Here is a 25,315-nt window from a genome sequence, read left to right as displayed (position 1 = left end):
TAAGGTGCCAATAGCAGACCTAACAACTCAAATTTCTATTTAATTGGCTTCGAGTAAATTATTTGCAAGGCTGAACAGCTATACTGCAACCTCAGTCAAGCGGGATGCTAAAAACATCCCTTAGCCGAACAATTGTCCTCTTGAGAGAATAAGAAATGAATAAAAGGTTTACTGCATATTTCAGTACTATAGTCTTTCTCCTCCTATTTCTAACTGGCTGTACAGGCACAGCTGTTAGATATTCAAATGTTTTTGACAAGTCCGCAGGACCTAACACTGAGCTTCATGTGTTGTATTTGGAAAACAAGCTGGCGAGTTCACAAGATGTTCGAAATCCACAATCCAATCCATTGTTGGCATCGATTGGATACAACGACGTAGGTTATTTGCTTGCAGAAAGAGTCCCGATTTTTTTCAACTTAAACGGCCTCGCAGTCCAATTTGAGTCGATGCAAAAGACCGAATTGGGGCAGATAAATGGCAATAAAATGATCGCTTGGGCGAAAAACGGAGGAAGTGCTGCTCCTGTTCTTGTGTTGCAAATTGTTGGAGGGAGTGTTTTAACTAATAGCCAGAATGGGAGCAGTATTTTTTTAAATTTACACGCTAATCTGTTTAACTCGAAAACGTGGGAAAGAATATGGACAGGGCAGTTTGAAAATACGCTTTTTATCTCTTCACTCATGAGAACCGGATTCGACAAACAATTTGTTGACAATATGTTGAAGGAAATACTCCTACAGATGAACAAGGATAAGCTTGTTGTTCTTTCGAAAGGAGAAGTTGTCATGCCAACTTATGTCAGCCTGTCTAAAAGTGATACGTCTCAAAAATAGCATATTTTCGCAGAAGTACTTAGCTCCTTAGCTCAACTTTATTCAGCACTGCCACTCTTTGCAAAAAGCCAAACTTAAAAGCATGAAAAAATCAATACTAATACTTTGTTTATATTGGCCATTTTTTACTTGCTCTGCGGAATCTCCGAGAATAAACTTTAACGAATACAAAAAAATAATTGGAGATCTAGCTTCTGAATGTACGTCAAAAGGCATGCCACATTTCAACGGGTTCTGTCTTTCGAAAAAATACGACGATTCAACAGAAAGGTCAATTACTGTCGCATTACAAGTGACAAGCTTTGAGTATTATTATAAAAAATGCGAACACTCAGATTTTCCGAATGTGAATGATTTGTTGACCCGCGCCTTGAATATAGAAGAAGCAAAAAGGTTTTTTGAAGAAATGAAGCCTCAAAAGGAAGCACTAGAAACATCTTCTAATTATTTCGATTACTGCAAAAGCAAAGATGAAAATAACTTAGCAGTTTCAAATAAATTGAAATGGTTTGAGTACATGATCAATAAATATCAAAAAATTGTAAAGGGCAAGGATAGTGGGGATAATAAACCCATGCTTCAATCAATTAGCAATCAACCAGCCAGAAAAGTTGTTGAATGCATTCTTGCCAAATACAAAGACGCAGAATTCTATGCTGACGGATTGCTTATGAATGATGGAAGTATCGCAATACAGTTGATGGCACCCGAAATGGCAACGCTAGCAATAGTAAGAAATTATCAAGATGGTTCAACAACTCAATATCTTAATATCAAAAATAGCAATAACAAGGTTATCCCACGATCAGATACCTTTGATAATGCGGTCAATATATGTCAAATAGTTCAGTGAACATGCAAAAATTGGCAAGTCTTAGCGTTACGAATTTTTCCTAACACGGCGTTGAACTTCGCCTGCGTCTTGGGAACGGCATGTCCTGGTTGAAGATGCATAACAATTTGTCCGTTGACTACACAACAAGAGTCAGTTAACAAATTGATTTTAGATAGGGAAACGAAATGCCTTACGTTAATGTTCAAATCACCAAGGGTGCAACCAAAAGTCAGAAGGCTGAGATTGTTAAAGGCATCACGAATTCTTTGGTACGAGTGCTTGGAAAAAAACCTGAACACACCCATATCGTAATTCAAGAAATTGAAGAACAGGACTGGGGCTTTGCTGGATTGCTGACGGATGAATGGAAAAAGCAACAGAGTGCTTAGTTGTAACTGAATGACTCATTTCTGTCAAACAGCGTGCAAAACTTTCCAGATTTGGGGTGGAAACAGCGTCCAATAGTTTCCACCCCGGTATGTAATGATCCGGCGTTTGAGCCGGGGAATCTGGAGTGTTTTACATGGACATCATTTACGAAATCCGCCGACGCCATTCGGTACAAAAACAAAGCGTATCGACTATTGCTCGCGAGATGGGATTATCCCGCCCGACGGTACGCAAGCATCTCAATACCGTTGAGGAACCGAAATACGCACGGAAGCAGCCAGTCTCTCCCAGATTGGGGGAGTTCGAGTCACAGTTAACCGCATGGCTGGTTGAAGAAGCCAAACTCCCCAGGCAGCGCCGTCGCACCGCGCATCGCTTGTTCGAAGGGTTGCAGGAAATTGGTTATCTTGGCGCTTATGACAGCGTGCAGCGTTTCGTCAAACGTAAGCGTCCGGCCGCTCCACCTGTTCGGATGAGCCGGTTTATGCAGTCGGTTTGATAGGCAGCAATTCGTCGATGCGGCGCATAGTCCAGACGGGGAGTTTTTCCAGTGTGTCTTTCAGCCAGGCGGACGGTTCAATGCCATTGAGCTTGGCGGTAGCGAACAAGCTTTGAATTGCAGCAGCCCGTTTGCCCGTACGTTCACTTCCTGCAAATAACCAGTTCTTCTTACCCAGTGCAATCGGGCGGATCGCATTTTCCACCGGGTTATTATCGATGGGTAGATTGCCGGTCTGTGCATAGCGAATCAGGCTGGGCCAACGATGCAGGCTGTAGTCGATCGCACGGGCCAGTCCGCTGCCGTCAGCCGTTGCGATACGTAAGCGGATCAGCCAGTCGTGCATGTCCACCAGTATCGGCAGACTGTTTAGTAGGCGGTGTTCTCCACGGGCCGCATGGTCCATTTCGCGAGCCTCTGCTTCAACAGCGTAAAGTTGGGCAATACGCCGCAACGCTTCCGCCGCCTGTGGATGTGCGCCACTGACCTGAAGGTCGAAGAATTTGCGCCGGGCATGCGCCCAGCAGCCAAGCTCGGTAACAGCAAATTGTGCATCGGCGGCAAACATCTTCTTGTAGCCGCCGTAGTCGTCGACCATGAGACTTCCTTGCCAGCCATGCAGAAAGTCTCGCGCATGCTGACCGGATCGGCTGCACTGGTAATCGAACACCACGATCGGAGGTCCCTCATCCAGATCGTTACTCCGGTAGCTCCACAGATAAGCACGCTTGGTCTTGCCTGCTCCCGGATCCAGTTGTTTCACCGGTGTTTCGTCGGCATGCAGTACCTGCCGTTGCCTGAGCAGTTCAGATAGCCTGTCTGCAAGCGGTTGCAGGGCAAAGCCCATGCGACCGATCCATTCGCTCATGGTGCTGCGCGACAGATTGACTTGTTGCCGGGCGGCGATCTGTTCCAGCCTGTACAGCGGCAGATGATCCAGATATTTGCTAGTGGCAACCCAGGTCAGCAAACCGGGCGCGGCCAACGAGCCGTCGATTACCGCAGGCGCCACGGGTGCTGCGGTGATGGTTTCGCACTTGCGGCAGGCATACTGCGGGCGAATATGGCGAATCACAAAGAAGCGCGCCGGTTCGATGTCCAGTTGTTCGCTGACATCTTCGCCGATCTTGACCAGATCGGACTGGCAGGCGGAACAGGTGCAGGAATCCGGTTCGTGGCGCACAACGACACGCTCCAGATGTTCGGGCAAGGTCTGGCGACCGGAACGCGCTCTCGGTGCTGCAGTCGTTGCCGGTAGCTCGGCTTCAACGGCGGCGATATCCTGAACCACATCATCCTCGAACAATGAGCGCTGTTCTGCGCTCATCGCTTCGTTCTTGACGCCATACCGCATGCGGCGCAGATAAGCCACCTCCTGGATCAGTGCCTGAATCTTGATATCTTGTGTTTTGAGCGTTGAATTCAGCGACTGAACAAGTTCGGTGAGACGGGCAATCTCGTCATCGCGAGACTGAGAAGTGACAGAATGATCGGTTTTATCCAGTGAATTCATGGGCTTGATTATATCAAATCCAGCCAAAAAACTCACTTAACATCAGGTGGTTAGGCGCTAAACTCGCCACTGCACGGAAGGTGATGCACACAGCCGTTGCCAGTCCACTCCGGTTGTCAACCAACGCCATTGTTCCGCGCTCATTTGGAACAAGGTTTCACCGGGTGCAGGCCATTTAAAACGTCCCTTGTGCAGGCGACGATGGCACAACCAGACGCCGGTGCCATCCCAGATCAATAGCTTCAGGCGGGAGTAATTGCGATTGGTGAATCCATAGGCTGTGCCATCGCAGGGAGAACGTCCGTCAATCTGCTGGATCAGCAATGACAGTCGATCCATGCTCCAGCGCATGTCTACGGGTTCCGCGTGCAGGAATACCTGTTCCGGCTGGATCATTTGAGCCACGCACTTAACCATGTGGCACAAGCTTGCGCTTGATTGCCTGGCCAGCGGATGTTGATGTGCGTGGTGCGCTTGGTCAGACTAATCTCAATGGGCTCAGTGCAAGCGGCTTCAGTCTGAGCCTTTACCGGCAATTCGACTTGAACGGCAACCAGTTTTGAAGGTTCTGCTGAGACAGAGGCTGGCAGTTGATTCCGGTAGCGGTCGATCCATTTGCGCAGCAGGTTGGTATTGATACCGTGCGCCAGCGCGATTCTTGAAACAGATACGCCAGGCTGGCATTGTGCGACCAGTCCTTGCCTGAACTCGGTTGTATACGTGCGTCGGCGAGGTGCAGGATTCGTAGTACTCATGATGGTGTCCACTTAAATTAGGTGGACACCATGCTCTTATCTTTCGCTTAACGAATCAATGTGGCGCGGATGGACGCTTACCGTCAAACGCTGGAAAGCCGGTAATGTCGGCCCGAAGCTGACGGAGGCCTTCGTGCCGATGGCCTTTGCTCCGGGCGACGCCTGTCAGTTTGACTGGAGTCAGGAGCAGGTCGAGCTGGGTGGCATTGTGCAGACCATCAAGGTGGCGCACTTCCGCATGGCGTACAGTCGTCAGATGTTCGTGGCGGCCTATCCGCGAGAAACTCAGGAGATGGTGCTGGATGCGCATAATCGCGCCTTTGCCTTCTTCGGCGGCGTACCGGCACGCCTGATTTACGACAACCTAAAGACAGTGGTCGATACCGTTTACACCGGCAAGGAACGCCAGTTCAACCGACGCTTCTTGACGCTGGCCAATCACTACCTGTTTGAACCGGTCGCCTGCACGCCCGCATCAGGATGGGAGAAGGGGCAGGTCGAGAATCAGGTGGGCAATGTGCGTGAATGGCTGTTCACGCCGCTGGCGCGTTTCGCCTGCTTTGCCGCTCTCAACGATTGGCTCGCCACCCGCTGTCGTGAGTTGGCGCAGCGCCGCCACCCCGCACAAAGTCAGCGCACAATCGCGGATTGCTTTGCCGAAGAACAGCCGTTGCTGCGGCCAGTCACAGCCCACTTTGATGGTTATGTCGAACAGATGATGCGCGTGTCCTCAACCTGCCTGGTCAGGGTGGATCGCAATCGTTACAGTGTGCCGGCCAGCGCGGCAGGTCAGGCAGTCTCGGTCAGGGCCACCGCCGATCAGATCCGTATCGTGGCACAGGGCGAAATCATCGCCGCACACGCCAGGCTATTTGGCCGTGAGCAGTTGATCTGTGATCCCTGGCATTACCTGCCGGTGCTGGACAAGAAGCCCGGCGCACTACGCAATGGCGCACCGTTTGTATCGTGGGATTTGCCCAAATCGATTCAGGCGGTGCGTGACCGCATTCTAAAGCAGCCTAAGGGAGATCGTGCCTTCGTCGAATTGTTGATGATGGCGGGCGAAGCGGGCCTCGATGCGCTGACCGTTGCCTGCGAGCTGACACTGGAGGGCGGCGTGGTCAATGCCTCGGTTGTGATGAACGAGTTGCGTCGTCTGATCTCACCGAACTTGCCCGAAGCGGTGAACAACGTGCCGGATGGCATTACCCTGAAGACTGAGCCGCTGGCCAATTGCCAGCGCTACGACCATCTGCTGGGAGCGCGCAATGTCCATTGATTGCACGACGAATTTGAAGGCGCTACAACTGTACGGCATGGCCACAGCATGGGGGGAATTGCAGGCCGAGAAGCCGAAGCAGGTACATCGCCCGGACGTCTGGATGGAGCGGCTGATTGCGGCAGAACAGACTGATCGTCAGCTCAAGAGTCTGCGCTATCAGATCAAAGCAGCCCGCTTCCCGATCCATCGCGATCTGACCGGCATCGACTGGACCGAGACGCCGCTGTCGCAGGCGGTTATTGAGCAACTGGCGAGCGCGGCCTTCATGGAAACGGCGCACAACCTGATTCTGGTGGGCGGTACGGGTACAGGAAAGTCTCATCTGGCGACCGCCATCGGGGTGGCGGCGATCCATCACGGCAAACGTGTGCGATTCTTCAATGCGGTCGATCTGGTCAATCAACTGGAACGCGAAAAAACGCTGGGGCGGGTTGGCTATCTGGCCCGGCAGCTTTGCCTGGTGGATGCAGTCATTCTTGATGAGCTGGGGTATTTGCCGTTTCCGGCATCGGGTGGCGCGTTGCTGTTTCACCTGATCAGCCAGCTGTACGAAAAAACCTCGCTGATCATCACCACGAACCTGTCGTTTGGCGAGTGGGTGCAGGTGTTCGGTGACGCAAAAATGACGACGGCCTTGCTAGACCGCATCACTCATCACTGCGAAATCCTCGAAACTGGCAACGATTCTTACCGCTTCAAGCAGCGCAAAAATCGCTCTCAGCCAGCCGAAAAAGTGGAAACAATTGGACGCTGACAGGTGGAAAGTATTGGACGCTGATTGACAGCGTTTAGATCATTGTCTGTAAATGAGGACCTCTACCTGATTCTATTAAATCAGGCCGAGGCATCCCAGAGTCATGTTGAACGGGTGCTTGGCAAGAAACTTCCTGCATCCATTCAACAGCAAATTCCCATATTCCTAGCGGAAGACAGAATTGAGGGGCTTCGAGACATAGAGCATTTAGTTGCTTGCCTAGATGAAATTCCTGACTACCTGCATTTGCCTTTTAGGGCTGCTATGAGGTTGTTGAGGGTTGTTGCCGTAAAGAATACAGCTCGCTCTGAGAGGACTGGTGAGTTTATCAATTTCACCTCGCGACGGTTCCGGTATACGAAGGGAACTAACTTGGCGCGGAGAGGTATTTCGGGCGTCGTACTAGCCATGGCGCTGGATCACACCGACACCCAAAACGTCGACGTTTACACTGCAAATTCCGAGGAAATGGCAGAGAAAATTAACGAAATAATGACGCCGTTTTTGGCTCCGCTGGCACAAGCATTCGCTGGTAAACTAATTAATTCTGAGCGCGATGCTCTCCGAGCGAAAGATCCGCACAGTCGGGTGAAGAATGATAATTCACGCACTATTGGTAACTGCGGCACATACGCATTTTGTGCATCAGGTTACCGTGCCTGCTACATGTGTGTGAGTTTTCAACCTTGGCGGGATGCGCCACACGAAGAGGTTCTCGAAGAAGTCCTCAACGAGCGAAAGCGTCAAAAAGTGTTAGGAGTTTCTCAGAGTGTAATTCAAGCTACTGATATCCTCCTGTTGGCAGTTCAGCAAGTAATTTTATTGTGTAAGCAGGCAAAACCTGAAGAGCGTGGAGAGGTGGAAATTGGCTGAGATTACCTTCTTTAAATCGCGTCCAGAGCTAGCTTCCAGCCAGAATTTAACGGATTTCATCAGCCACTGCAGAGGCCTAACTCTGTATGAAGATCAAGGCGGATTTTCTGTAAACAAGTGGATGTTCTCAGCGGGTAGGAGAGCGTACGCGATGTCGTTCTCCAAATACAATGAAAAGAATGATCCTTATAAAACGGATCCTTTGGATGAGCCATTTTTGACATTTGCCAAGGCACGTGTGCGCTACACACAGTCTGTAAGGCAGGTAAAGAGCATAGCTAACCAGATGATCGTACTTCGATTGATGCATGATGCTCTGATAGATATCCATGGAGAAGCTGATGTCCTTAAAACGGATGGCTTAGTACAGGAGAAGGTTCAGGAGCTCACCAACATACGTTATCCGAAGTCTGATTTGCGTTACCGTCTTGGGCAGCAGATGGAATTGCTTTACGCTTTTCTTTATGAGAAAACCATAGCACCAACGATTCCTCAGTGGGTCAACCCATGGCCGAGAGGAAAGGCAAAAGCTGAACGAACTGACAAGGAATCAAGGGACTGGCAACAGGAAAGATGTCCTAGCTTACATCAAATGACTGCGATTGCAGACTGTTTTTCTAGAGCAGAAACAAACGAAGATAAATATTGGTCAAGCGTTTTGACACTGCTGATGTTTGCTCCCTCTCGTGCGGGCGAATTGCTTTCTCTGGTGGTTGATTGTTTGCATATATCAGAGAGCGGTCATCTGGGCATCCGCTGGTATGGCGAAAAGGGCTTCGGGGACACTATAAAATGGGTGCCGGAAGTTATGAAGGATGCTGTGATTGAAGCGCATCGTCGCTTGGTCGAAATTGGTGCGCCGGCACGAGCCGCCGCAAAATTCGCCCATGATAATCCCGGTATTTTTTATCGTCATGAGGGATGTATCACACCTCCCGATTTTCCAGAAAACAGAACGTTGAACGCACTGGAATTTGCTTGTGCAATGAACTTTGCTCCGTCAAAACTGAAATTGCTTGAATCGCTTGGAGCAAGAACAAATGACCTCAACTCCTGTACGGCCTGGAGTTTATTGGGCTTAGGGAAGTGGATAAAAAAACTCAGGGTGCATGGCAATCCGACATACCAGCAGCTTGCTCAATATACCCTATCTGAATATAGCTCGAAAGATTGGCCGAGCCTCCCTGACACAGATGGAGCAATATGGGACTCTCTGCTACTAGTCCGAGATCGAGAATTCCACAACGATTTCAAGCCGCTAGATTTCAGCTGGGTAATACCATCGGTGAATCAGATTAACTGGCAGTTGGCACCGCGTACCGGACTCAAAAATCCAGGCAAAACGATCTTCCAACGCTTTGGCATTGTCAACGAAGATTCATCTGATATTGAACTCACATCTCACGAGCCTCGGGTATGGTTGTCGACCAATGCAGAGCGTGGCGGGATGGATAGCTGGCAGCTTGCGAAATGGGCCGGACGTGCGCGAATTGAAGACAACCCTCACTATGATTTGCGTCCGGCCGAAGAACGAGAAGCACAAGCGCGGGACATCATGCTGTTAACGGAGATGCCTAGCGCGCTTGAGGCATTGAAATTGAATTTACCTGTCTCATATCAAAATCTCGGGTTAAATCGCATCGGGATTGCCGATGTGACCGAGTATGGCATGTGCACGCATGATTATGCGATGTCTCCCTGTATTAAGGGAGGGGAATGTATGACATGCAAAGATCATGTTTGTATTAAAGGAATGCCTAAGACGCTCGAACGTATAAAGCAGCTTGAGGAACGTGTCGCATCACAATTCGAAAAAGCGAAAGTGGATGGCGCAGATGGGACGTTTGGTGCTGACAGGTGGGTTACACATTTGGGATGGAAGCTAGTGCATATTAAGGCTCAACGCACGAGATTGGAGTCTGACGACACTCCTGATGGGGCAATCCTATGCATACCACCTGAACATGATCCCAGCCCGATCAAGCGCGCTTTGGAACAGGGAAACTATAGAGTCAGTCCAAACGAAAATGGGCTTGTTGATATTTCTACTGTGGTCGCATTGCTAGAGGAAAACGATGCCTAAAATCATCATTACAGAGAACACGATACCTATTGCGTTGCACGAACTCGACAAATGGTCTGGAAAGCTGACATGGGAGCTATATGCGGAACGCCTGGCGAAAGCACTGGGGGAGAAGCGTATTAGTCGTCATACGCTACTGTCCTATCCAGTTTTGGTTGAAACCTTCAATGCAAAAAAATATGCATTGAAAGCTGCTGATCAGAGTTTAAATAGCAAAGAGCAAGACATTACGTTGGAATTTGCCAAAAAGCAGATTGCCACCCTTGAATCAACGGTGGCTCGGCTTGAAAAACAAAATGATCTCCTTAGCGAACAGTTTGTACGTTGGCAACACAATCTATACATGATGCCCCTCGTTGACATGGAAAAACTCAATGCACGGATTGATACACCTCTGACGGAGGTGAAGCGAAGATGACTAAAGGTAAGAATGGCCAACAACGGGCTCTTGAGATCATCGAGTCGGTAAAGGCGTGGATCAAGGAACGAAATATCCGCCTTGACTGGCATGAGTACGCATACAACAATCGGATTAATCGCAGTGTGCTTGCAGAAGAACTAGATTTCGCAATGCGTGCCTGCACACAAAACAAGAATTTAAGGGCGATTTTAGATGAATGCGATACGCGTTGGTTCAAAAGTGAAGCTGCCGATAAAACTGCGCACGAAGCTGCTCGAGAGAGGGCGCAGGGTCAGACAAGTCGAATCTCATCAGAAAACAGTGAGCTGCAAAAGCGTATTGTTGAGCTTGAAGTAGAAAATCGACAACTCCGTCTTGAGCTAAATGGCTTTAAGGAACAGCAAGCCTTACTGGAATGTGGAGCGGCGGGATTCAAACTATGAACGTTGCCCACTTCTTCGACCCTTCGGCGCGCTCAGGCATAGCCACTTGTAATGTTACCCATGTGCGACAGCTTGTTCAGGTCAGAAAGTGCCGTTCATGGGGATGTGCAACTGTCGATTTGGTCAACCTTGACGGTTCAATTAAAAAACGTGACAAGACGCTGGTCGTAAAATTTCCCGAATACGCCAGAGAGGCGGCCACTGATGGCTCTCTGTGGGAAGTCTCCGGCAATGAGTACCTCAATCAGTTTGTCGTTAACGGCTTCCTTGTCAGCGAATATACGATTGACGCTGAAAACATCAAATTCCTGCGCCCTTCCGGGCGAATGCTTTCGCGGTGGATCAGTAGCAATATCAGGGGCATTGGTAGTGTCATCGCGAATCGCTTAGTGCGAGTCAATAATTTGAGCGCTCTCATAGAAAATTGTGACAGGGACGCTCTACTTGACGTGGCAGGGATGTCGTCAGATCGGGTTCAGCGCTTGTTTGAGCAGTGGCCCGATGAAAGCCTGTACAAGACCATTGAGTGGCTAGAAGGACAACAATTACCCCTTGGTCTTGGTAATAAGTTGGTCGCAATATTCGGTGCTGAAGCTATCGAGAAAGTGAAAACACATCCATTTTTGCTGATGGCAATGGGTGTTTCTTTTGAAAAAACCATGCAGATCGTTCACGAGCTGAACCTGTCCATGTCCGATAACTGCGTTGCAGCGGGCGTGGCGCTGCACGTCACCGTTCGGTTCGCTGCAAAAACCGGCTCGACAGTCATCGATAGTAAAACCCTCGTAAATGCATGCTCTCATGTGATCAAATCACCTGCCCCTGAAAGTGTGGGTGATATCGGTGTCGAAGAAGGATTGCTGGTCAAGGTCAAAGATGGCTACCAAGTTTACGGGAAGGCGCTTATGGAGGCCGCTGTCGCGCAGTTTCTTGTGGATGCACATATGCGTCCGTCCGGAGCGAATGCGTTGCTTGCGGCGTGGGAGAAGGGGCTGGCTAGGGGGCGCGTTGCCGAAGCTCTCACTGCTCACGAATCATCGCTTGAGTTCGAGCTAACCGGTGAGCAACGAGAGGCTGTTATTAGCGCAGTGATGGCGCCGGTTTGCTGTATATCAGGGGGGGCAGGAACAGGAAAAACTACAATTCTGAATGCTATCCTAGGAGTGTTCAATGTAATTGCAGAAGGCATACCATGTTACCAGATGGCCGTGGCTGGCCGTGCGGCACAGCGGATGGCTGAGAGCACAGGTCGCCCTGCACAGACAATTGCAAAATTTATCGTAACGCATCTGCGTGACAAAAAATCTGATTTGCCACCGAACATAATACTGGTCATTGACGAAGCGTCAATGGTCGATTTGCTGTCGATGTACAAGCTGATTGGTATATTGCCCAGCGCTACTCGCATACTGTTCGTTGGAGATGCATCGCAGCTTCCCCCTGTTGGCGATGGACTTATATTCCACGCACTCTCGGACACACCGTTTCCCTTCTTTAAACTGACTCAAGTCAAACGCCAGAGTGAACTGAGTGGGATACACAGATTCGCGACTGCCATCAGGGAGTCAGAACTTGAGTTACCTAAACGTACGCAGAAGTCTCTTTTAGAAAGCGATGATTGTTCTATTGAGTCTAATTCAAGCATCAATAGATTGGTTGAGCTATGGCTTGAAGCCGGTGGCATTGGAAATATCGTCTTATCACCCATCAAGAAGGGTGAGTTGGGCGTGGACAATATCAACGCACAGTTGCAGCGGGCTGCAGGACTGAATCGGCCTGCGTTGTATTATCGTGATGAGTTTCGTGGGTGGATATCATGGATAACGTCGACCGGCGCCCAATTGCTTGAAGGCGACCCAATACTCGTTGTGGTTAACAATTACGATGAGGAAGCGGACATAAGAAACGGCGATCTCGGTATTATCACCGAAGTGTTTGACATGCCAAAATACGAGAACGGTGCATTGGGTGTGATGGAAATCAATGGCGTGGCTATTTTTGTGACCTCTGATATTCTCGTTAAGCTACAACTTGGTTATGCAGTGACCATTCATAAATCGCAGGGGTCGGAGTGGCCCACATGTTTTGTAATGCTGCCAAGCGAAGCATCACATATGATTGATCAAACACTACTTTATACAGCGGTAACGCGACCGATCAAACGGCTTGTGATGATCGGCGATAATTGCTTGATAGAGCAGGCCATCAGGCGCGGCTCGTTAGCGCTGGAAAGGAAGACGTATTTGCGCGAGCGAATTTTAGTGGCCGCGATAATGGGGAAAGAATCTGGGCGTGCGTCTATGCGAGCGGCTTAGCCTGATTATCCAGTTAGCCTGAACCTCGCGTCAATCAAGTTGCTGTTGTTACAATGGCACATGTGCAGCCATTACGAATCCGTCAAAGATAAAGAAACTCTGAAGTCCCACTTCAGTATCGACAACATTCCCGACGATGTGAAGGAAGACCTTTGGCCCGGATATCTGGGCAGCTTCATACGCAAAACCGAAGATGCGACCAGCCGGGAGTTGCTGCCCGGCTCATTCGGCCTGATCCCTCACTGGGCGACAGATACGAAAATTGCACGTCATACCTACAATGCTCGCTCTGAAACAGTCGCAGAAAAGCCAAGTTACCGGGATGCCTGGCGATTAGGTCGTCGTTGCATCATTCCGGCAGATGCCTTTTATGAACCCGACTGGCGTTCCGGTAAGGCGATCCAGACCAGAATTTCGCGTGCCGATGGCAAGCCGATGGGTATTGCCGGGTTATGGACTGGCTGGAAATCGCCTGACGGTGACATCCTGCGCAGCTACACGATGCTGACGATCAACGCCGACATGCATCCATTGAAGTGTCTGTTTCATAAGCCAACCGATGAGAAGCGTATGGTGGTGATTCTGCCTGACGATCAATACGATGACTGGATGAATGCGGGTGTGGATGACTGCCGCGAGTTTTTAAGGGAATACCCAGCGGATATGCTGGTTGCGGGGCCGACGTAATTAGTAAGAAACAGCCCCAGTCAGAGCGATGTGCAATAGGGGCTGGATACATTTATTGACAACAGAACGAACGTTCTCTAGTATGCGCTGATCGTTCTGCTTGTTGAAAATCATGCCATCCTCGTTATATCAAACTATAACCGCCCCCCTTGCAGGTTCTCCGCCTATCCTTGCGCCTCTGTTCAGCCACAAGGTCCCGGCCGGATTTCCATCGCCTGCCGATGATTATATCGAAGGCCGGTTGAGCCTGGATCAGCACCTGATCCAGCACAAGGACGCTACTTTCTTTGTCCGAGCCAAGGGAAACAGCATGGTTGGTGCCGGCATTTTCGATGGCGATCTGTTGGTGGTTGACCGCTCGCTGAATCCCTCGTCCGGCGATATCGTCATTGCTGTATTGGATGCAGAGTTGACCGTAAAACGGCTGATCCGGCGCGATGGTATGGTGATCCTGAAGCCGGAGAATCCTGACTTCAGTGAAATCGTGCTCAAGGAAGGTCAGGAATTACAGGTATGGGGTGTCGTTACCTCGACAACTAAGAAGTTCATTTAGGCCATGCCTATCGCTCTGGTCGATTGCAATAATTTTTACGTTTCGTGCGAGCGTGTCTTTAACCCGCAACTGGAAGACAAGCCGGTAGTCGTCCTGTCCAACAATGACGGCTGTGCGGTGGCCAGGTCTAATGAAGTGAAGGCGTTGGGCGTCAAAATGGCCGAGCCGTGGTTCAAGATGGAGAAACTGGCAAAGCAGCACGGCATCATCGCGCTCTCAAGCAACTACACCCTGTACGGCGATCTGTCAGCGCGGGTCATGTCGATCCTGTCTACGTTCTCGCCGAAGCAGGAAATCTACTCGATAGACGAGTGCTTTCTTGACCTGGCGGGCTTCGATCCGAAATCACTGATCGGTTACGGCCAGACCATACGCAAAACTATCAGGCAGCAGGTCGGCATTCCAGTTTGTGTCGGTATTGCCGAAACCAAGACCCTCGCGAAGCTTGCTAATCACTGTGCCAAGAAGCGTTTCGCTGGTAAAGATGGCGTATGCGATTTCGGGCGCTACAGTCCAGCGCAAATCAGCAAGCTGTTTTCGACTATCCCCGTCGGTGATATATGGGGTATCGGTCGCAAGATAAGCGAGAAACTGATTGGCATGAAAATTGAGACCGTAGAGGATTTGCGCACTGCGGATCAGAACCGAATGCGTCAGCAGTTTTCTATAGTGGTGGAGCGCACCGTCAAGGAGTTGAACGGCATTTCCTGCATTGAGTTGGACGGCGGCAACACGCCACGGCAGCAGATTATGGTGTCCCGGTCGTTCGGACAGGAAGTGTCCAATTATGATGACCTGACTGAATCTGTTGCGTACTTCGCCACCAGTGCCGCTGAGAAGCTTCGAAAGGATGGTTCTGTCGCCGCCAGCTTGTGTGTATTCATCCAGACCAATCCCTTTAAGGAAAAGGACCCGCAACACACGCCTTCACAGATTGTACCCCTGGGCGATCCGACTGATGACACCACAAAGCTCGTAAACGCAGCCATACGGGGGCTGGCGGCTATCTACCGTTCCGGTTTTAAGTACAAGAAAAGCGGTGTTTTACTGATGGGGTTGCAACCGAAACTGACGGTCCAGACGACTCTATTCGATGATGTGGCAGAACAGGAACGGTCAAACAAGCTCATGCAGGTAATGGACTTGGTCAATCAACGCATGGGTAAAGGCAGTATGACGATCGCAGCTTCTGGTACTCTCCGCAGATGGGCTATGCGTCGGGATAGCAAGTCACCGAATTACACAACGGACTGGGACGAGTTGCCTGTGGCGATGTAGCAATAAATTAGCAGAGTGAGTGTGATATTAGTTTTATGGAGTAGTATTGGTGCCGGAGGAGGAGACGAATCATTTGTTACCATTGATTTAAAGTATGGCGACGGCATGCTCCCTGCTACGAAAGGAAGTGTCGAACGGCAGCTTTATGCCATCGAAATTTCGGTTGCTATTACGGAAATGTGCCAATTGCAGAAGTATTTCGTTCAATGAATGGACTGGTCTAATCGGTTTTTTTGGTAACACATTATTCGAGTGCGCCTCACGCATAAAGCCGAGCGAAGCTTTTCAATTCAAGTGTAAAGGAAAAAAGTGTTGTGATTATTAGAACAAGAGCGAAATGCACAACCTGCGACTCCATATACACATTGAGAATTAGGGTCGGAAACAATCCAAGCCAACGTCACTCCATAAGGTGCATTTGCTGCAACGAAGACATGATAGCTGGCTTAGAAATTGACTTTAATAATGTAAAAGCTAAGCCTGTTTTTATTGAAAACTGCGAGGAAACAGCTGAGGAGGGTAAGGTTATAAATCTAGACCCAGACCATCCGGTGCCAGATGATATGCTGCATATGGATATGATTTTTCCATGGATGCAACACGTAGAAAAGAGTTTTTACTTAAATAAAAGGCATCCTAATTTTCCTGAGAAAGCTAGTGCCGGCCCTATATTCGTCGATATATATCAAGTTCTTGGCTCTCATCATAATATTGTTCCGCTATGGAATTCCCTCAAGAAGGCATGGTCTTTATCAAATAGTGGGAAGAGCGACTTATCAGTTAAGGCTCTTATTCAATATTCAACAGCATTAGGCTTAAAAGAGCCTCCATCCTTAAATGAGGCCATATATGACTTTTTAGTCAGGCTAATAATGCCTGCCGGAGAGGAGTTAATAAAAAATGCAGCCCAACTCTGGAAGTCATTGGAAAGTTCCAATCCAGCACAAACCAGAAAATTTGTAACTTTCTACAGAAGTGACCTTCATAAAGACAATTTTGCGAGAGCATTCGAGGTCTTTAGCGAATACTTCAAGGTATATTCAGATTTCTCCCAAACAGAACTTTATGCAAAGAACGATACTAAATTACCAGAAAAATCAACCGCAACTTCAGTCTCTTTTAAAGAAACTAAGCAATTCTATGGAAATGCATTTGAGGCGCTGACATCAAATTTCACAACCCTTGCATGCATTAATAATCTATTTGCGGGCAGAAAATATGATGAATTCAAAGAAATGACATTAAAGATGTATTTAACAATCAACAAAGCAAATAGACAATCTCCTTTTGAGTCGCAGAAGGAGTTTTCTGCCTTTTCAGCTTGTATTGATAGCACATTGAGAAACAGTTCTCATCATGCAGCAATAAAGCTCGAAAACCAAAAAGTGGTATATCGAAGTGGAGGAACTGGAGCCATACACAAGATCAATTACTCTGAATATCTACTTAAATGCAACCAGATAATGTTTAGTTTGGCCGCATTAACCTGCCTTGAACTGGTAATTGCGTTTTAGCTCTAAAACGACGACAGTCAAGTATTTAGTTTGATGCTAGATGCTTGGAGCTACGATATTAAGGAAGAATGGTGCATCAAATTCCGTTGATTCAAAAGTTTTCAGAGATGTCTGAAGAAGAGCTGCTCCAGTTCTGTAGTATCCTCTATGAGCAGGATGGAATCAAGGCATTGTCGTATGAAGCACTTTCTAAACAAGGCGCTTTGTACTACCACTTGTATCGTCATGGTGTGAACCAAAAGGCATTGATTATTCAGTTAGATTTGCAAGAACAGTACAGTGCATACAAAGCCACTATGCCGATGATGCGACGAGGACGTTTATCGCAACGCTGGACATGGGAGCATATTGTCAAAGAAGCAACGTTAGTTAAAGAAACAATGGGAATGTTGCCACCGGCTGCTTGGTTTCAAGATAATGGACAGCAATCATTGGTACAAGCTGTTTATTATCTCGGACGAACATGGGAAGATCTTCGTAAGGAACTAAACGATTTTGAAGGAAGCAACTTCGTAGCTTCACGGAATGGTATGCGTTGGCTGAGTCACCCGGAGGCCGCCCTGTCCAATTTCTTGTATGCAAGAGGTATTCAACATAAGCGAGGGGAAAGATACCCTGATGAATACTCTCGGCACTCAACAGCAAAATATGCATTCTTTGATTTGCACTTTTTGAATATAAATGGTGAATGGATTGACGTGGAGGTTTGGGGGGATAAACCAAATGGTCATGCTGAAGCCCATTATAAAATTAAGCGTGAACACAAAGAAGCCTATAACGAAAGCAATGCTAATTTTCTCGGCATCCATTTTAGAGAATGTTTTAATGAGGAAATTCTAGCCGGAATATTAGAGCCGCATATAGGTAGTATTGATGCGTTTCAGTTCGATAAACCCACAGATCGCCTTATCCATTCAACTCATTGGTCTAATGCGGATGAACTGCTGGAATTTTGCCGCCATCTTGTCACCACTATGCCTGATGGACAGTTTCCGTGCGAAGGTTGGTTAAGGAAGAGGGGGAAATATAAAAATCGTCCTGGTGAGGTTTACAACACCCTTTCAATTTACATTAAGACGTGGCTGGGAGGGATTCGAAATTTACGTAAACTGCTCGATCAATCTCATGTAAGCACTATTGAATGGGATAAGGATTCAGCTATTGCTGCATACCAAAAATTTTATGATGGACATGGATTAACTCCAGGCCAAGCTCGACATATTACTAGAAAAGGCGGGGAGGTTTCTACCAAGCTGGCAGCTGAGGCTGCGAGAATTGACAATGCTGTTTTGAAATTTGCGGGTGGTTCTGTTGCAGTAAACGAACTCTTGGGAATAGTGATTGATAAAACTAGGCGCTGGACACGAGAAGCAATTCTTGATGGATTTCAGTCCATAATTTCAGAGTGGAAAATGTCGCCTATTCAACTACTTTATGAGCATAAAACAGGCAAAACGAAGTTTCCGGAAGAAACCTACAAAAAAACTAGTCAGATGGTTGGTGCAATTAATCAACAATTTAGTGGGGTAAAAGAAGTGTATGAAATTCTTGGCTTTGAGCCTCCATCACGTCCACGGAAGCGAAGAACCAAACGCGAGCTGAATGAACTCAGTTAGCTCTCGCTGCCAAAATGTGCAGGGTTGCGGTAGCAGCAGATTCAGAGTATCCCACAAACTGTAATGGTCACCTGCTATTGAACAAGTTGAACGTCCGCAGTGTCTCGTAAGGAGATGTTGGCGAAGTGCAGGTTAGGAGAGGTGAAATTTTTTCGTACCTCAGGCAACTTTGCGGCAATCTCACCGGTCCGGTGGTCGATAGTCTGATACAGCCCGAATTAAATTCGGCCAGTGAGTCGGTTATTTCTTGTTGCCTTTGTACGGTGTCAGTCGCTGCCTATTTGAATTTTGTTGATTATGTAGCAAAAATAGTTCAAAAATGGCGTGCAATCAACAATGCTGATAGTTAATGTTGAAAATATTTAATTTTGCTATTTGTATCTTTTTGAAATTAAACGGGAAATTATTTTACTCACTCACCCATGTATAGATAAACGTCCTAATTGCCGTTTTAAAAAATACCTGCGACGTATATTGTAAAGTTTTAAGAAAAAGCCCATGTAAACATGGGCTTTTTCTTTGTTGATCCTTTTGTAGTGGCGGATTTATTAAGGCGATGTCGTACTTAATCTAAAAAATCGTCAAAGTGACTTTGTGCAGCCGCATGCTGTTGCATGCCAGATGATTTAATGCTCTAATCAGTCAATCGATTTAATAATTGTTTAATAATTAAAATATATGATGGAATCCACGCAGGTAGTTAAGGCTTTGGCAGCGCTTGCGCAATCCACACGCCTGGGAGTGTATCGGTTGTTGGTTGCCGCCGGCCCGGAAGGAATGGCGGCAGGACAAATCGCTGAGAAACTTAATGCCTCTGCGGCCACTATGTCATTTCACTTTAAAACGCTGAGTCATGCGGGGCTGATCGAGAGTCGGCAGGACGGTCGTTTTGTTTATTACTCGGCAAATTTCGAGGTCATGAATGGCATGGTGGCCTACTTGACTGAGAACTGTTGCGGAGGCGACCCGGCGGCCTGCAAAGTGCCGGATAAAATTTGTTGATAATTTAGGAGTTACAAAATGAGTGAAAAGCAATATAACGTATTGATTTTGTGTACGGGCAATTCCGCACGCAGTATCTTGGGGGAAGTGTTATTCAATACACTGGGTCGCGGCAAATTCAAGGCGTATAGTGCGGGGAGCAGACCTGCCGGGAAAGTCAATCCGGGCGCGCTGGAATGGCTGAATGCCAACGGCCATAGCACGGAAGGGCTGCGCAGCAAGAGCTGGGATGAGTTTGCCGCCCCCGGCGCGCCTGAATTCGATTTTATTTTCACCGTCTGCGACAATGCAGCGGGTGAAGCTTGCCCGCTCTGGTTAGGCAAGCCTGCGACGGCACACTGGGGTATTCCTGATCCGGCGCATATCGAAGGGGATCAAGCACGTCGTGCCGCATTCAATAAAGCCGCTGAGCAATTGGCTCGCCGTATTCAGTTATTCATGGCATTGCCATTCGAAAAACTGGACAAAATGGTATTGAAAGAAAAGCTGTCTGAGATCGGCCGTATCCAAGACTAAAGGAGTTGCTCATGAAAAAACTACAGGTATTTGATCCCGCATTGTGTTGCAGTACCGGCGTGTGCGGAACTGAGGTCGATCAGTCCTTGGTCAATTTCAGCGCTGACGTGGATTGGTTGAAACAGTCGGGTGGTCAGATCGAGCGTTTTAATCTGGCACAGCAACCGATGGATTTTGTTAATAACGCGGTTGCCAAGGCTTTTCTGGAAAGATCAGGCGCTGAAGGTTTGCCGCTGATATTGGTCGATGGTGAGATTGCACTGGCGGGACGCTATCCGACACGAAATGAACTGGCGCGCTTTGCCGGTCTTTCCGCTACCCTCGCTGATGCGGCTACCTCAGAAGTGAAAGCCTGCTGCTCCGGTAGCAAGTGCTGCTAATAAACTGCAGGGTCAATGCGATGAAAATGCTAAAGAATTTACCGCGCTTTCTGTTTTTCACCGGCAAAGGCGGTGTCGGTAAAACGTCTCTTGCGTGCGCCACGGCTGTTCGTCTGGCCGATGGCGGTCGGCGGGTGTTGCTGGTGAGCACGGATCCTGCTTCGAACGTAGGGCAGGTGTTCGGTGTCACGATTGGCAACACCATTACGCCTATTTCTGTGGTGCCCAATTTGTCCGCGCTGGAAATTGACCCGCAGGCTGCAGCCCAGGCCTACCGCGACCGTATCGTAGGCCCTGTCCGTGGCGTACTGCCGGAGGCGGTTGTCCGAGGGATAGAAGAGCAGTTGTCTGGTGCCTGTACCACTGAAATTGCGGCGTTCGATGAATTCACCGCATTGCTGACCGACACCGTCTTGACGGACGGTTTTGATCACATCATTTTCGATACGGCACCGACAGGGCACACGATTCGGTTGCTGCAATTGCCGGGTGCCTGGACGGGTTTTTTGGATGCGGGCAAAGGGGATGCGTCCTGTCTTGGCCCGCTGGCAGGACTGGAGAAACAGCGTCAGCGCTACAGCGATGCCGTTGCCGTGTTGTCGGACTCTCGCCGCACACGGCTGATTCTGGTTGCGCGAGCACAGCGCTCGACCTTGCAGGAGGCCGCCCGCACCTGCGAAGAATTGGCACATATCGGTTTTGCCGACCCGTATCTGGTCGTGAATGGCTGTATGCCCGAAAGTGAAACTACTGATCCGGTGGCATTGGCTATCTTCCGGCGCGAACGGAATGCGTTGGACACCATGCCTGAAGCATTACGCAATTTAACAACCGATAGGCGCAGCTTGTTGCCTTTTAATTTGGTGGGGGTGGAAGCTTTGCGTGCCTTGCTGAGCGACAGTCCGGTCAGTTCACCCGCGGCCCTTATGCATCGCGATGTCGAACTCCCCAATCTAGCCGGTTTGATCGATGAGTTTGAAAAAAACGGACATGGCTTAATCATGCTGATGGGTAAAGGTGGCGTGGGCAAGACCACCTTGGCTGCCGCAATTGCAGTTGAACTGGCTGCGCGCGGGCATACGGTCAATCTTACGACCTCCGATCCTGCCGCGCATCTTGCCGATACCTTGCATGGCGAAATGGCAAATTTGAGCGTGAGCCGTATCGATCCACGTCTTGAGACTGAGCGCTATCGCCAGAATGTGCTGGCAAGCAAGGGCAAGGAGCTAGATGCGCCAGGGCGTGCGTTGCTGGAAGAGGATTTACGCTCACCCTGTACTGAAGAAATTGCCGTTTTTCAGGCGTTTTCCCGCGCCATTCGAGAAGCGAATCATGCCTTCGTGGTGATGGATACCGCACCGACCGGGCACACCTTGCTGTTGCTGGATGCGACCGGTGCTTACCACCGCGAAGTCGCACGCAACATGAAGGAAAATAGTCACTTCACGACCCCGATGATGCAACTTCAGAATCAAGAGCACACACGCATACTGATTGTGACCTTGGCTGAAACGACACCGGTTCTGGAAGCGGCGAGCTTGCAGCAGGACTTGCGGCGTGCCGGTATTGAGCCTTGGGCATGGATCGTTAATCAAAGCCTGGCCGCCGCCCATCCTGCTTCACCATTGCTGGCGCTGCGGGCTGAACATGAATGGGCGCAACTGGAGGCCGTACAACAACAGCATTCCAAGCGGATTGCAGTTGTGCCGGTTCAGGCTGAGGAGCCGGTCGGGATTGCCGCGCTGCGAGCGCTGGTCAAACCGATATAAATATTAGGATTAAATCATGAGTATCTTTGAGCGCTATCTGACGCTGTGGGTTTTTCTGTGCATCATCGCAGGCGTCGTGCTGGGACAGTTCTTTCCTGCGCCGTTCCACTGGTTAGGTACGCTGGAGATCGCCCGGGTTAACATTCCGGTCGGTCTGCTGATTTGGGTCATGATTATTCCCATGCTGCTGCGCATTGATTTTGGCGCGCTCCATGAGGTCGGCAAACATTGGCGCGGCATCGGCGTAACGCTCTTTATCAACTGGGCTGTGAAGCCCTTTTCGATGGCGCTACTAGGCTGGATATTCATCAGGCACCTGTTCGCGCCGTATCTACCCGCAGCGCAATTGGACAGTTATGTGGCGGGTCTGATATTGCTGGCGGCGGCCCCCTGTACCGCGATGGTGTTTGTCTGGAGCCGTCTGGTTAATGGTGAGCCGCTGTTCACCTTGAGTCAGGTCGCCCTGAACGACGCCATTATGGTGTTCGCTTTCGCGCCGCTGGTCGCCTTGTTACTCGGGCTTTCCGCCATCGTGGTGCCGTGGGATACGTTGCTGGTGTCGGTGGTGTTGTACATCGTGATCCCGGTCATACTCTCGCAACTATTGCGCCGGTTACTGCTGCGCAAAGGACAAGCTGTTTTCGACCAGACGCTGGAAAAAATCGGCCCGTGGTCAATCTCCGCGCTGCTGCTGACCTTGGTGTTGCTGTTCGCCTTTCAGGGCAGCGCCATCGTCGAACATCCCCTCATCATTGCCATGCTCGCTGTACCGATCACGATTCAAGTTTATTTCAACTCGGCCTTGGCCTATTGGCTGAATCGCCGTGTGGGTGAAGCGCATTGCGTGGCCGGCCCTTCAGCGTTGATCGGCGCCTCGAACTTCTTTGAGTTGGCAGTGGCTGCGGCAATCAGCTTGTTCGGTTTCGAATCTGGTGCCGCCTTGGCAACGGTTGTCGGCGTATTGATTGAGGTGCCTGTGATGTTGAGCGTGGTCTACCTCGTAAAACGCAGCAAGGGTTGGTACGAGAACAAGGACGCTTCGTTACGGATATCCCGATGACAATCCCCCCGCATCACTGGCGCCTGGCCTGCTCACGAGGCTAGCTTATTGTCTGTGACGAACGGTCGCCTGGCGAATGCGGGTTAAGCGAAAGCATGATCGAGTTGACGAAGGCTCAGGCATGAAAAATAGATCTTGCTCAGAAAAATGGCATGCAATGCACAACATCAAACGATGCGGGCGGCCCGCACTGGCGAGGGAAATCTGCTTGGCCCTATTGCTAAAGATCGCCTTGCTATTGCTATTGTGGTGGGTTTTTTTCTCGCATGCACCCGACAAACAAACCATTGCTAATTCAGTAGCGGAACGCATGTCCGGTGTGACGCAAGATGCTTCAATAACTTCAACGGGGAATAACCATGATTGATCCTGTCGCCGTAGATCTTGCTCGCCTGCAGTTTGCCATGACTGCGCTCTACCACTTCATATTCGTTCCCCTCACCTTAGGTCTGTCGTTCATTCTGGTCATCATGGAAACCGTCTATGTCATGACAGGCAAGCAGATCTATCGCGACATGACCAAATTTTGGGGGAAGCTGTTCGGTATCAATTTTGCGCTTGGCGTGACGACCGGCCTGACCCTGGAATTCCAATTCGGCACTAACTGGGCGTATTACTCGCATTACGTTGGCGACATCTTCGGTGCGCCGTTGGCGATTGAAGGCCTGTTGGCATTTTTTCTGGAATCCACCATGGTGGGCCTGTTTTTCTTCGCTTGGGATCGACTGTCAAAGGTCGGGCACTTGACCGTCACCTGTCTGGTGGCGATAGGATCGAATCTATCGGCGGTGCTGATTCTGATCGCCAACGGCTGGATGCAGAATCCGGTTGGGGCGGAATTTAACCCGATTACGATGCGCATGGAGTTGACCAGCTTCTGGGACTTGGTATTCAACCCGGCGGCTCAGGCCAAGTTCGTGCATACCGTGTCGTCCGGCTACGTGACCGCTTCGGTATTCGTGCTGGGTATTTCTTCCTGGTATCTGCTCAAGGGACGTGATCTGGAATTCGCTCGTCGATCATTTCGCATCGCCGCTGCCTTTGGCTTGGCCTCTGCCTTATCGGTCGTCGTGCTGGGCGACGAATCCGGCTATTCCGTCACCGAACACCAACAGACCAAGCTGGCGGCGATGGAAGGGATGTGGAAGACCGAAGCCGCGCCAGCGGGACTCACCCTGTTCGGCATTCCTGACGAGGCGGCGCACATCAACCATGCGGAAGTGAAGATCCCCTATTTGCTGGGCCTCATCGCAACCCGTTCCAGCGACAAGGTGCTGCCCGGCATCGATCAGTTGGAGGTGACGCTCAAGCAGCGAATCGAAAGCGGCGCCATCGCCGTAAGCGCGATGGAGCGGGTGCGCAAGGATAAAGGCGATGTCGGGGCTGATATGCAGTTTGCGGCCCACAAAGACGATCTAGGCTTTGGCTTGTTGCTGAAGAAATACACGACGGATGTTGCGCATGCTACGCCGGAAATGGTGGCGCACGCCGTGGATGACGCTATTCCGCCTGTTGCGCCCCTGTTCTGGAGCTTCCGTATCATGGTCGCGCTGGGATTTTCCTTCATCGTCCTGTTCGCCATTGCCTTCTGGGCCGCTGCCACGAATAGCTTTGAACACAAGCGCTGGTTGTTGCGCTGGGCGTTGTGGTTTATCCCCATGCCCTGGGTTGCCACTCAGGTGGGTTGGATAGTCGCCGAAGTGGGACGCCAGCCGTGGACGGTTTATGGCGTGCTGCCCACGCACCTTTCTGTTTCTAGCTTGTCGGCCAACGAGGTACTGTTGTCGCTGAGCGGCTTTTTCATTTTCTATACCCTGCTGCTGGCGGCGGAGCTTTTCCTGATGTTCAAGTACGCGCGTCTAGGGCCATCCAGCCTTGGCACGGGCGCATACTACTTCGAGTCCGGTGGCGACGCGACCACGGGTGCGGTGTCTGCTCCCGTTTCTGGAAAGGAGTTCTGAC

The 25,315-nt window shown here is 49.7% G+C and carries 27 protein-coding genes; 24 read left to right on the top strand and 3 right to left on the bottom strand.

Features of this window, described 5'->3' with window-relative positions; all coding sequences use genetic code 11:
* Positions 1 to 155 precede the first annotated feature (155 nt).
* From GALF_RS12040 to GALF_RS12025, 4 genes are all read left to right on the top strand, one after another.
* Positions 156 to 836: a hypothetical protein gene (locus tag GALF_RS12040; protein ID WP_013294336.1), complete on the top strand. Its 681-nt coding sequence runs from the start codon at positions 156 to 158 to the stop codon at positions 834 to 836.
* 82 nt (positions 837 to 918) lie between these two features.
* Complete coding sequence (locus tag GALF_RS12035; protein WP_150102614.1) at positions 919 to 1,689, top strand: hypothetical protein; 771 nt, start codon at positions 919 to 921, stop codon at positions 1,687 to 1,689.
* A gap of 167 nt (positions 1,690 to 1,856) precedes the next feature.
* Entirely contained in the window at positions 1,857 to 2,060 is a 204-nt protein-coding gene (locus GALF_RS12030; protein ID WP_013294334.1) for a tautomerase family protein, read from the top strand.
* 134 nt (positions 2,061 to 2,194) lie between these two features.
* A complete protein-coding gene (locus tag GALF_RS12025; RefSeq protein WP_050752540.1) occupies positions 2,195 to 2,560 on the top strand; it encodes an ArsR family transcriptional regulator in 366 nt (121 codons plus the stop codon).
* On the opposite strand, the gene tnpC is transcribed toward GALF_RS12025, so the two are convergent.
* Genes tnpC through tnpA form a run of 3 tightly spaced genes read right to left on the bottom strand, consistent with a single transcriptional unit; the run spans position 2,544 to position 4,828 of the window.
* Positions 2,544 to 4,073, bottom strand: coding sequence for an IS66 family transposase (gene tnpC, locus GALF_RS12020; protein WP_013292709.1), 1,530 nt, complete (start codon positions 4,071 to 4,073; stop codon positions 2,544 to 2,546). The genes GALF_RS12025 and tnpC overlap by 17 nt on opposite strands.
* 57 nt (positions 4,074 to 4,130) lie before the next feature.
* The gene (gene tnpB, locus GALF_RS12015; protein WP_013292710.1) at positions 4,131 to 4,469 is read right to left on the bottom strand and encodes an IS66 family insertion sequence element accessory protein TnpB; all 339 of its coding nucleotides are present in this window, start codon (positions 4,467 to 4,469) and stop codon (positions 4,131 to 4,133) included.
* Entirely contained in the window at positions 4,466 to 4,828 is a 363-nt protein-coding gene (tnpA, locus tag GALF_RS12010) for an IS66-like element accessory protein TnpA (protein ID WP_013292711.1), read from the bottom strand. Before tnpA ends, tnpB begins: the two co-directional genes overlap by 4 nt.
* A gap of 58 nt (positions 4,829 to 4,886) precedes the next feature.
* On the opposite strand from tnpA, the gene istA reads away from it, so the two are divergent.
* From istA to GALF_RS11915, 20 genes are all read left to right on the top strand, one after another.
* Positions 4,887 to 6,107, top strand: coding sequence for an IS21 family transposase (gene istA, locus GALF_RS12005; protein ID WP_083777143.1), 1,221 nt, complete (start codon positions 4,887 to 4,889; stop codon positions 6,105 to 6,107).
* The gene (gene istB, locus GALF_RS12000; RefSeq protein ID WP_013294333.1) at positions 6,097 to 6,864 is read left to right on the top strand and encodes an IS21-like element helper ATPase IstB; all 768 of its coding nucleotides are present in this window, start codon (positions 6,097 to 6,099) and stop codon (positions 6,862 to 6,864) included. The genes istA and istB overlap by 11 nt, the downstream gene beginning before the upstream one ends.
* A gap of 24 nt (positions 6,865 to 6,888) precedes the next feature.
* On the top strand, positions 6,889 to 7,737 hold the full coding sequence (locus GALF_RS11995) for a site-specific integrase (RefSeq protein WP_150102613.1): 849 nt from the start codon (positions 6,889 to 6,891) through the stop codon (positions 7,735 to 7,737).
* Positions 7,730 to 9,820 carry a hypothetical protein gene (locus GALF_RS11990; protein WP_041938082.1) on the top strand — a complete coding sequence of 697 codons (2,091 nt, stop codon included), beginning with the start codon at positions 7,730 to 7,732 and terminating at the stop codon, positions 9,818 to 9,820. Before GALF_RS11995 ends, GALF_RS11990 begins: the two co-directional genes overlap by 8 nt.
* A complete protein-coding gene (locus GALF_RS11985) occupies positions 9,813 to 10,238 on the top strand; it encodes a hypothetical protein (protein WP_013294331.1) in 426 nt (141 codons plus the stop codon). Before GALF_RS11990 ends, GALF_RS11985 begins: the two co-directional genes overlap by 8 nt.
* On the top strand, positions 10,235 to 10,663 hold the full coding sequence (locus GALF_RS11980; RefSeq protein WP_013294330.1) for a hypothetical protein: 429 nt from the start codon (positions 10,235 to 10,237) through the stop codon (positions 10,661 to 10,663). Before GALF_RS11985 ends, GALF_RS11980 begins: the two co-directional genes overlap by 4 nt.
* On the top strand, positions 10,660 to 12,978 hold the full coding sequence (locus GALF_RS11975) for an AAA family ATPase (RefSeq protein WP_013294329.1): 2,319 nt from the start codon (positions 10,660 to 10,662) through the stop codon (positions 12,976 to 12,978). The genes GALF_RS11980 and GALF_RS11975 overlap by 4 nt, the downstream gene beginning before the upstream one ends.
* 45 nt (positions 12,979 to 13,023) lie before the next feature.
* Positions 13,024 to 13,665, top strand: a complete 642-nt coding sequence (locus GALF_RS11970) for an SOS response-associated peptidase (protein WP_223293701.1) — start codon at positions 13,024 to 13,026, stop codon at positions 13,663 to 13,665.
* A 112-nt stretch (positions 13,666 to 13,777) separates the two neighbouring features.
* Complete coding sequence (locus GALF_RS11965; protein WP_013294327.1) at positions 13,778 to 14,218, top strand: LexA family protein; 441 nt, start codon at positions 13,778 to 13,780, stop codon at positions 14,216 to 14,218.
* A 3-nt stretch (positions 14,219 to 14,221) separates the two neighbouring features.
* Complete coding sequence (locus tag GALF_RS11960; protein WP_013294326.1) at positions 14,222 to 15,496, top strand: Y-family DNA polymerase; 1,275 nt, start codon at positions 14,222 to 14,224, stop codon at positions 15,494 to 15,496.
* Between the two features lie 21 nt (positions 15,497 to 15,517).
* The gene (locus GALF_RS11955) at positions 15,518 to 15,706 is read left to right on the top strand and encodes an immunoglobulin domain-containing family protein (RefSeq protein WP_041938081.1); all 189 of its coding nucleotides are present in this window, start codon (positions 15,518 to 15,520) and stop codon (positions 15,704 to 15,706) included.
* A 224-nt stretch (positions 15,707 to 15,930) separates the two neighbouring features.
* Positions 15,931 to 17,010 (top strand): hypothetical protein, encoded by a 1,080-nt coding sequence (locus GALF_RS11950; RefSeq protein WP_041938080.1) that lies wholly within the window; start codon positions 15,931 to 15,933, stop codon positions 17,008 to 17,010.
* 68 nt (positions 17,011 to 17,078) lie between these two features.
* Entirely contained in the window at positions 17,079 to 18,626 is a 1,548-nt protein-coding gene (locus GALF_RS11945; RefSeq protein ID WP_041938079.1) for a hypothetical protein, read from the top strand.
* A 681-nt stretch (positions 18,627 to 19,307) separates the two neighbouring features.
* On the top strand, positions 19,308 to 19,628 hold the full coding sequence (locus tag GALF_RS11940; protein WP_041938506.1) for an ArsR/SmtB family transcription factor: 321 nt from the start codon (positions 19,308 to 19,310) through the stop codon (positions 19,626 to 19,628).
* 18 nt (positions 19,629 to 19,646) lie between these two features.
* Positions 19,647 to 20,144 carry an arsenate reductase ArsC gene (locus GALF_RS11935; protein ID WP_013294322.1) on the top strand — a complete coding sequence of 166 codons (498 nt, stop codon included), beginning with the start codon at positions 19,647 to 19,649 and terminating at the stop codon, positions 20,142 to 20,144.
* Between the two features lie 11 nt (positions 20,145 to 20,155).
* Positions 20,156 to 20,524: an arsenite efflux transporter metallochaperone ArsD gene (gene arsD / locus GALF_RS11930; protein ID WP_013294321.1), complete on the top strand. Its 369-nt coding sequence runs from the start codon at positions 20,156 to 20,158 to the stop codon at positions 20,522 to 20,524.
* Positions 20,525 to 20,544: 20 nt separating this feature from the next.
* Positions 20,545 to 22,293, top strand: a complete 1,749-nt coding sequence (gene arsA / locus GALF_RS11925) for an arsenical pump-driving ATPase (protein WP_013294320.1) — start codon at positions 20,545 to 20,547, stop codon at positions 22,291 to 22,293.
* Between the two features lie 16 nt (positions 22,294 to 22,309).
* Positions 22,310 to 23,353, top strand: coding sequence for an ACR3 family arsenite efflux transporter (gene arsB, locus GALF_RS11920; protein WP_013294319.1), 1,044 nt, complete (start codon positions 22,310 to 22,312; stop codon positions 23,351 to 23,353).
* Positions 23,354 to 23,429: 76 nt separating this feature from the next.
* A complete protein-coding gene (gene cydP / locus GALF_RS16180) occupies positions 23,430 to 23,720 on the top strand; it encodes a cytochrome oxidase putative small subunit CydP (RefSeq protein ID WP_396230352.1) in 291 nt (96 codons plus the stop codon).
* Positions 23,713 to 25,314 (top strand): cytochrome ubiquinol oxidase subunit I, encoded by a 1,602-nt coding sequence (locus GALF_RS11915; RefSeq protein ID WP_013294318.1) that lies wholly within the window; start codon positions 23,713 to 23,715, stop codon positions 25,312 to 25,314. Before cydP ends, GALF_RS11915 begins: the two co-directional genes overlap by 8 nt.
* Position 25,315: the final 1 nt, after the last annotated feature.

The organism is Gallionella capsiferriformans ES-2 (genome assembly GCF_000145255.1).
GTDB classification, from domain to species: Bacteria; Pseudomonadota; Gammaproteobacteria; order Burkholderiales; family Gallionellaceae; genus Gallionella; species Gallionella capsiferriformans.
The sequence above is the reverse complement of the archived record's forward strand: the minus strand, read 5'-3'. Positions and strand labels throughout refer to the sequence as shown.

Excerpts from the sequence above, each read along its gene's own strand:
- GALF_RS12040 (WP_013294336.1), top strand. The coding sequence starts at position 156 with ATGAATAAAAGGTTTACTGCATATTTCAGTACTATAGTCTTTCTCCTC.
- GALF_RS12035 (WP_150102614.1), top strand. The coding sequence starts at position 919 with ATGAAAAAATCAATACTAATACTTTGTTTATATTGGCCATTTTTTACT.
- GALF_RS12030 (WP_013294334.1), top strand. The coding sequence starts at position 1,857 with ATGCCTTACGTTAATGTTCAAATCACCAAGGGTGCAACCAAAAGTCAG.
- GALF_RS12025 (WP_050752540.1), top strand. The coding sequence starts at position 2,195 with ATGGACATCATTTACGAAATCCGCCGACGCCATTCGGTACAAAAACAA.
- tnpC (WP_013292709.1), bottom strand. The coding sequence starts at position 4,073 with ATGAATTCACTGGATAAAACCGATCATTCTGTCACTTCTCAGTCTCGC.
- tnpB (WP_013292710.1), bottom strand. The coding sequence starts at position 4,469 with ATGATCCAGCCGGAACAGGTATTCCTGCACGCGGAACCCGTAGACATG.
- tnpA (WP_013292711.1), bottom strand. The coding sequence starts at position 4,828 with ATGAGTACTACGAATCCTGCACCTCGCCGACGCACGTATACAACCGAG.
- istA (WP_083777143.1), top strand. The coding sequence starts at position 4,887 with ATGTGGCGCGGATGGACGCTTACCGTCAAACGCTGGAAAGCCGGTAAT.
- istB (WP_013294333.1), top strand. The coding sequence starts at position 6,097 with ATGTCCATTGATTGCACGACGAATTTGAAGGCGCTACAACTGTACGGC.
- GALF_RS11985 (WP_013294331.1), top strand. The coding sequence starts at position 9,813 with ATGCCTAAAATCATCATTACAGAGAACACGATACCTATTGCGTTGCAC.
- GALF_RS11980 (WP_013294330.1), top strand. The coding sequence starts at position 10,235 with ATGACTAAAGGTAAGAATGGCCAACAACGGGCTCTTGAGATCATCGAG.
- GALF_RS11975 (WP_013294329.1), top strand. The coding sequence starts at position 10,660 with ATGAACGTTGCCCACTTCTTCGACCCTTCGGCGCGCTCAGGCATAGCC.
- GALF_RS11965 (WP_013294327.1), top strand. The coding sequence starts at position 13,778 with ATGCCATCCTCGTTATATCAAACTATAACCGCCCCCCTTGCAGGTTCT.
- GALF_RS11960 (WP_013294326.1), top strand. The coding sequence starts at position 14,222 with ATGCCTATCGCTCTGGTCGATTGCAATAATTTTTACGTTTCGTGCGAG.
- GALF_RS11950 (WP_041938080.1), top strand. The coding sequence starts at position 15,931 with ATGATAGCTGGCTTAGAAATTGACTTTAATAATGTAAAAGCTAAGCCT.
- GALF_RS11945 (WP_041938079.1), top strand. The coding sequence starts at position 17,079 with ATGGTGCATCAAATTCCGTTGATTCAAAAGTTTTCAGAGATGTCTGAA.
- GALF_RS11940 (WP_041938506.1), top strand. The coding sequence starts at position 19,308 with ATGGAATCCACGCAGGTAGTTAAGGCTTTGGCAGCGCTTGCGCAATCC.
- GALF_RS11935 (WP_013294322.1), top strand. The coding sequence starts at position 19,647 with ATGAGTGAAAAGCAATATAACGTATTGATTTTGTGTACGGGCAATTCC.
- arsD (WP_013294321.1), top strand. The coding sequence starts at position 20,156 with ATGAAAAAACTACAGGTATTTGATCCCGCATTGTGTTGCAGTACCGGC.
- arsA (WP_013294320.1), top strand. The coding sequence starts at position 20,545 with ATGAAAATGCTAAAGAATTTACCGCGCTTTCTGTTTTTCACCGGCAAA.
- arsB (WP_013294319.1), top strand. The coding sequence starts at position 22,310 with ATGAGTATCTTTGAGCGCTATCTGACGCTGTGGGTTTTTCTGTGCATC.
- cydP (WP_396230352.1), top strand. The coding sequence starts at position 23,430 with ATGCGGGTTAAGCGAAAGCATGATCGAGTTGACGAAGGCTCAGGCATG.
- GALF_RS11915 (WP_013294318.1), top strand. The coding sequence starts at position 23,713 with ATGATTGATCCTGTCGCCGTAGATCTTGCTCGCCTGCAGTTTGCCATG.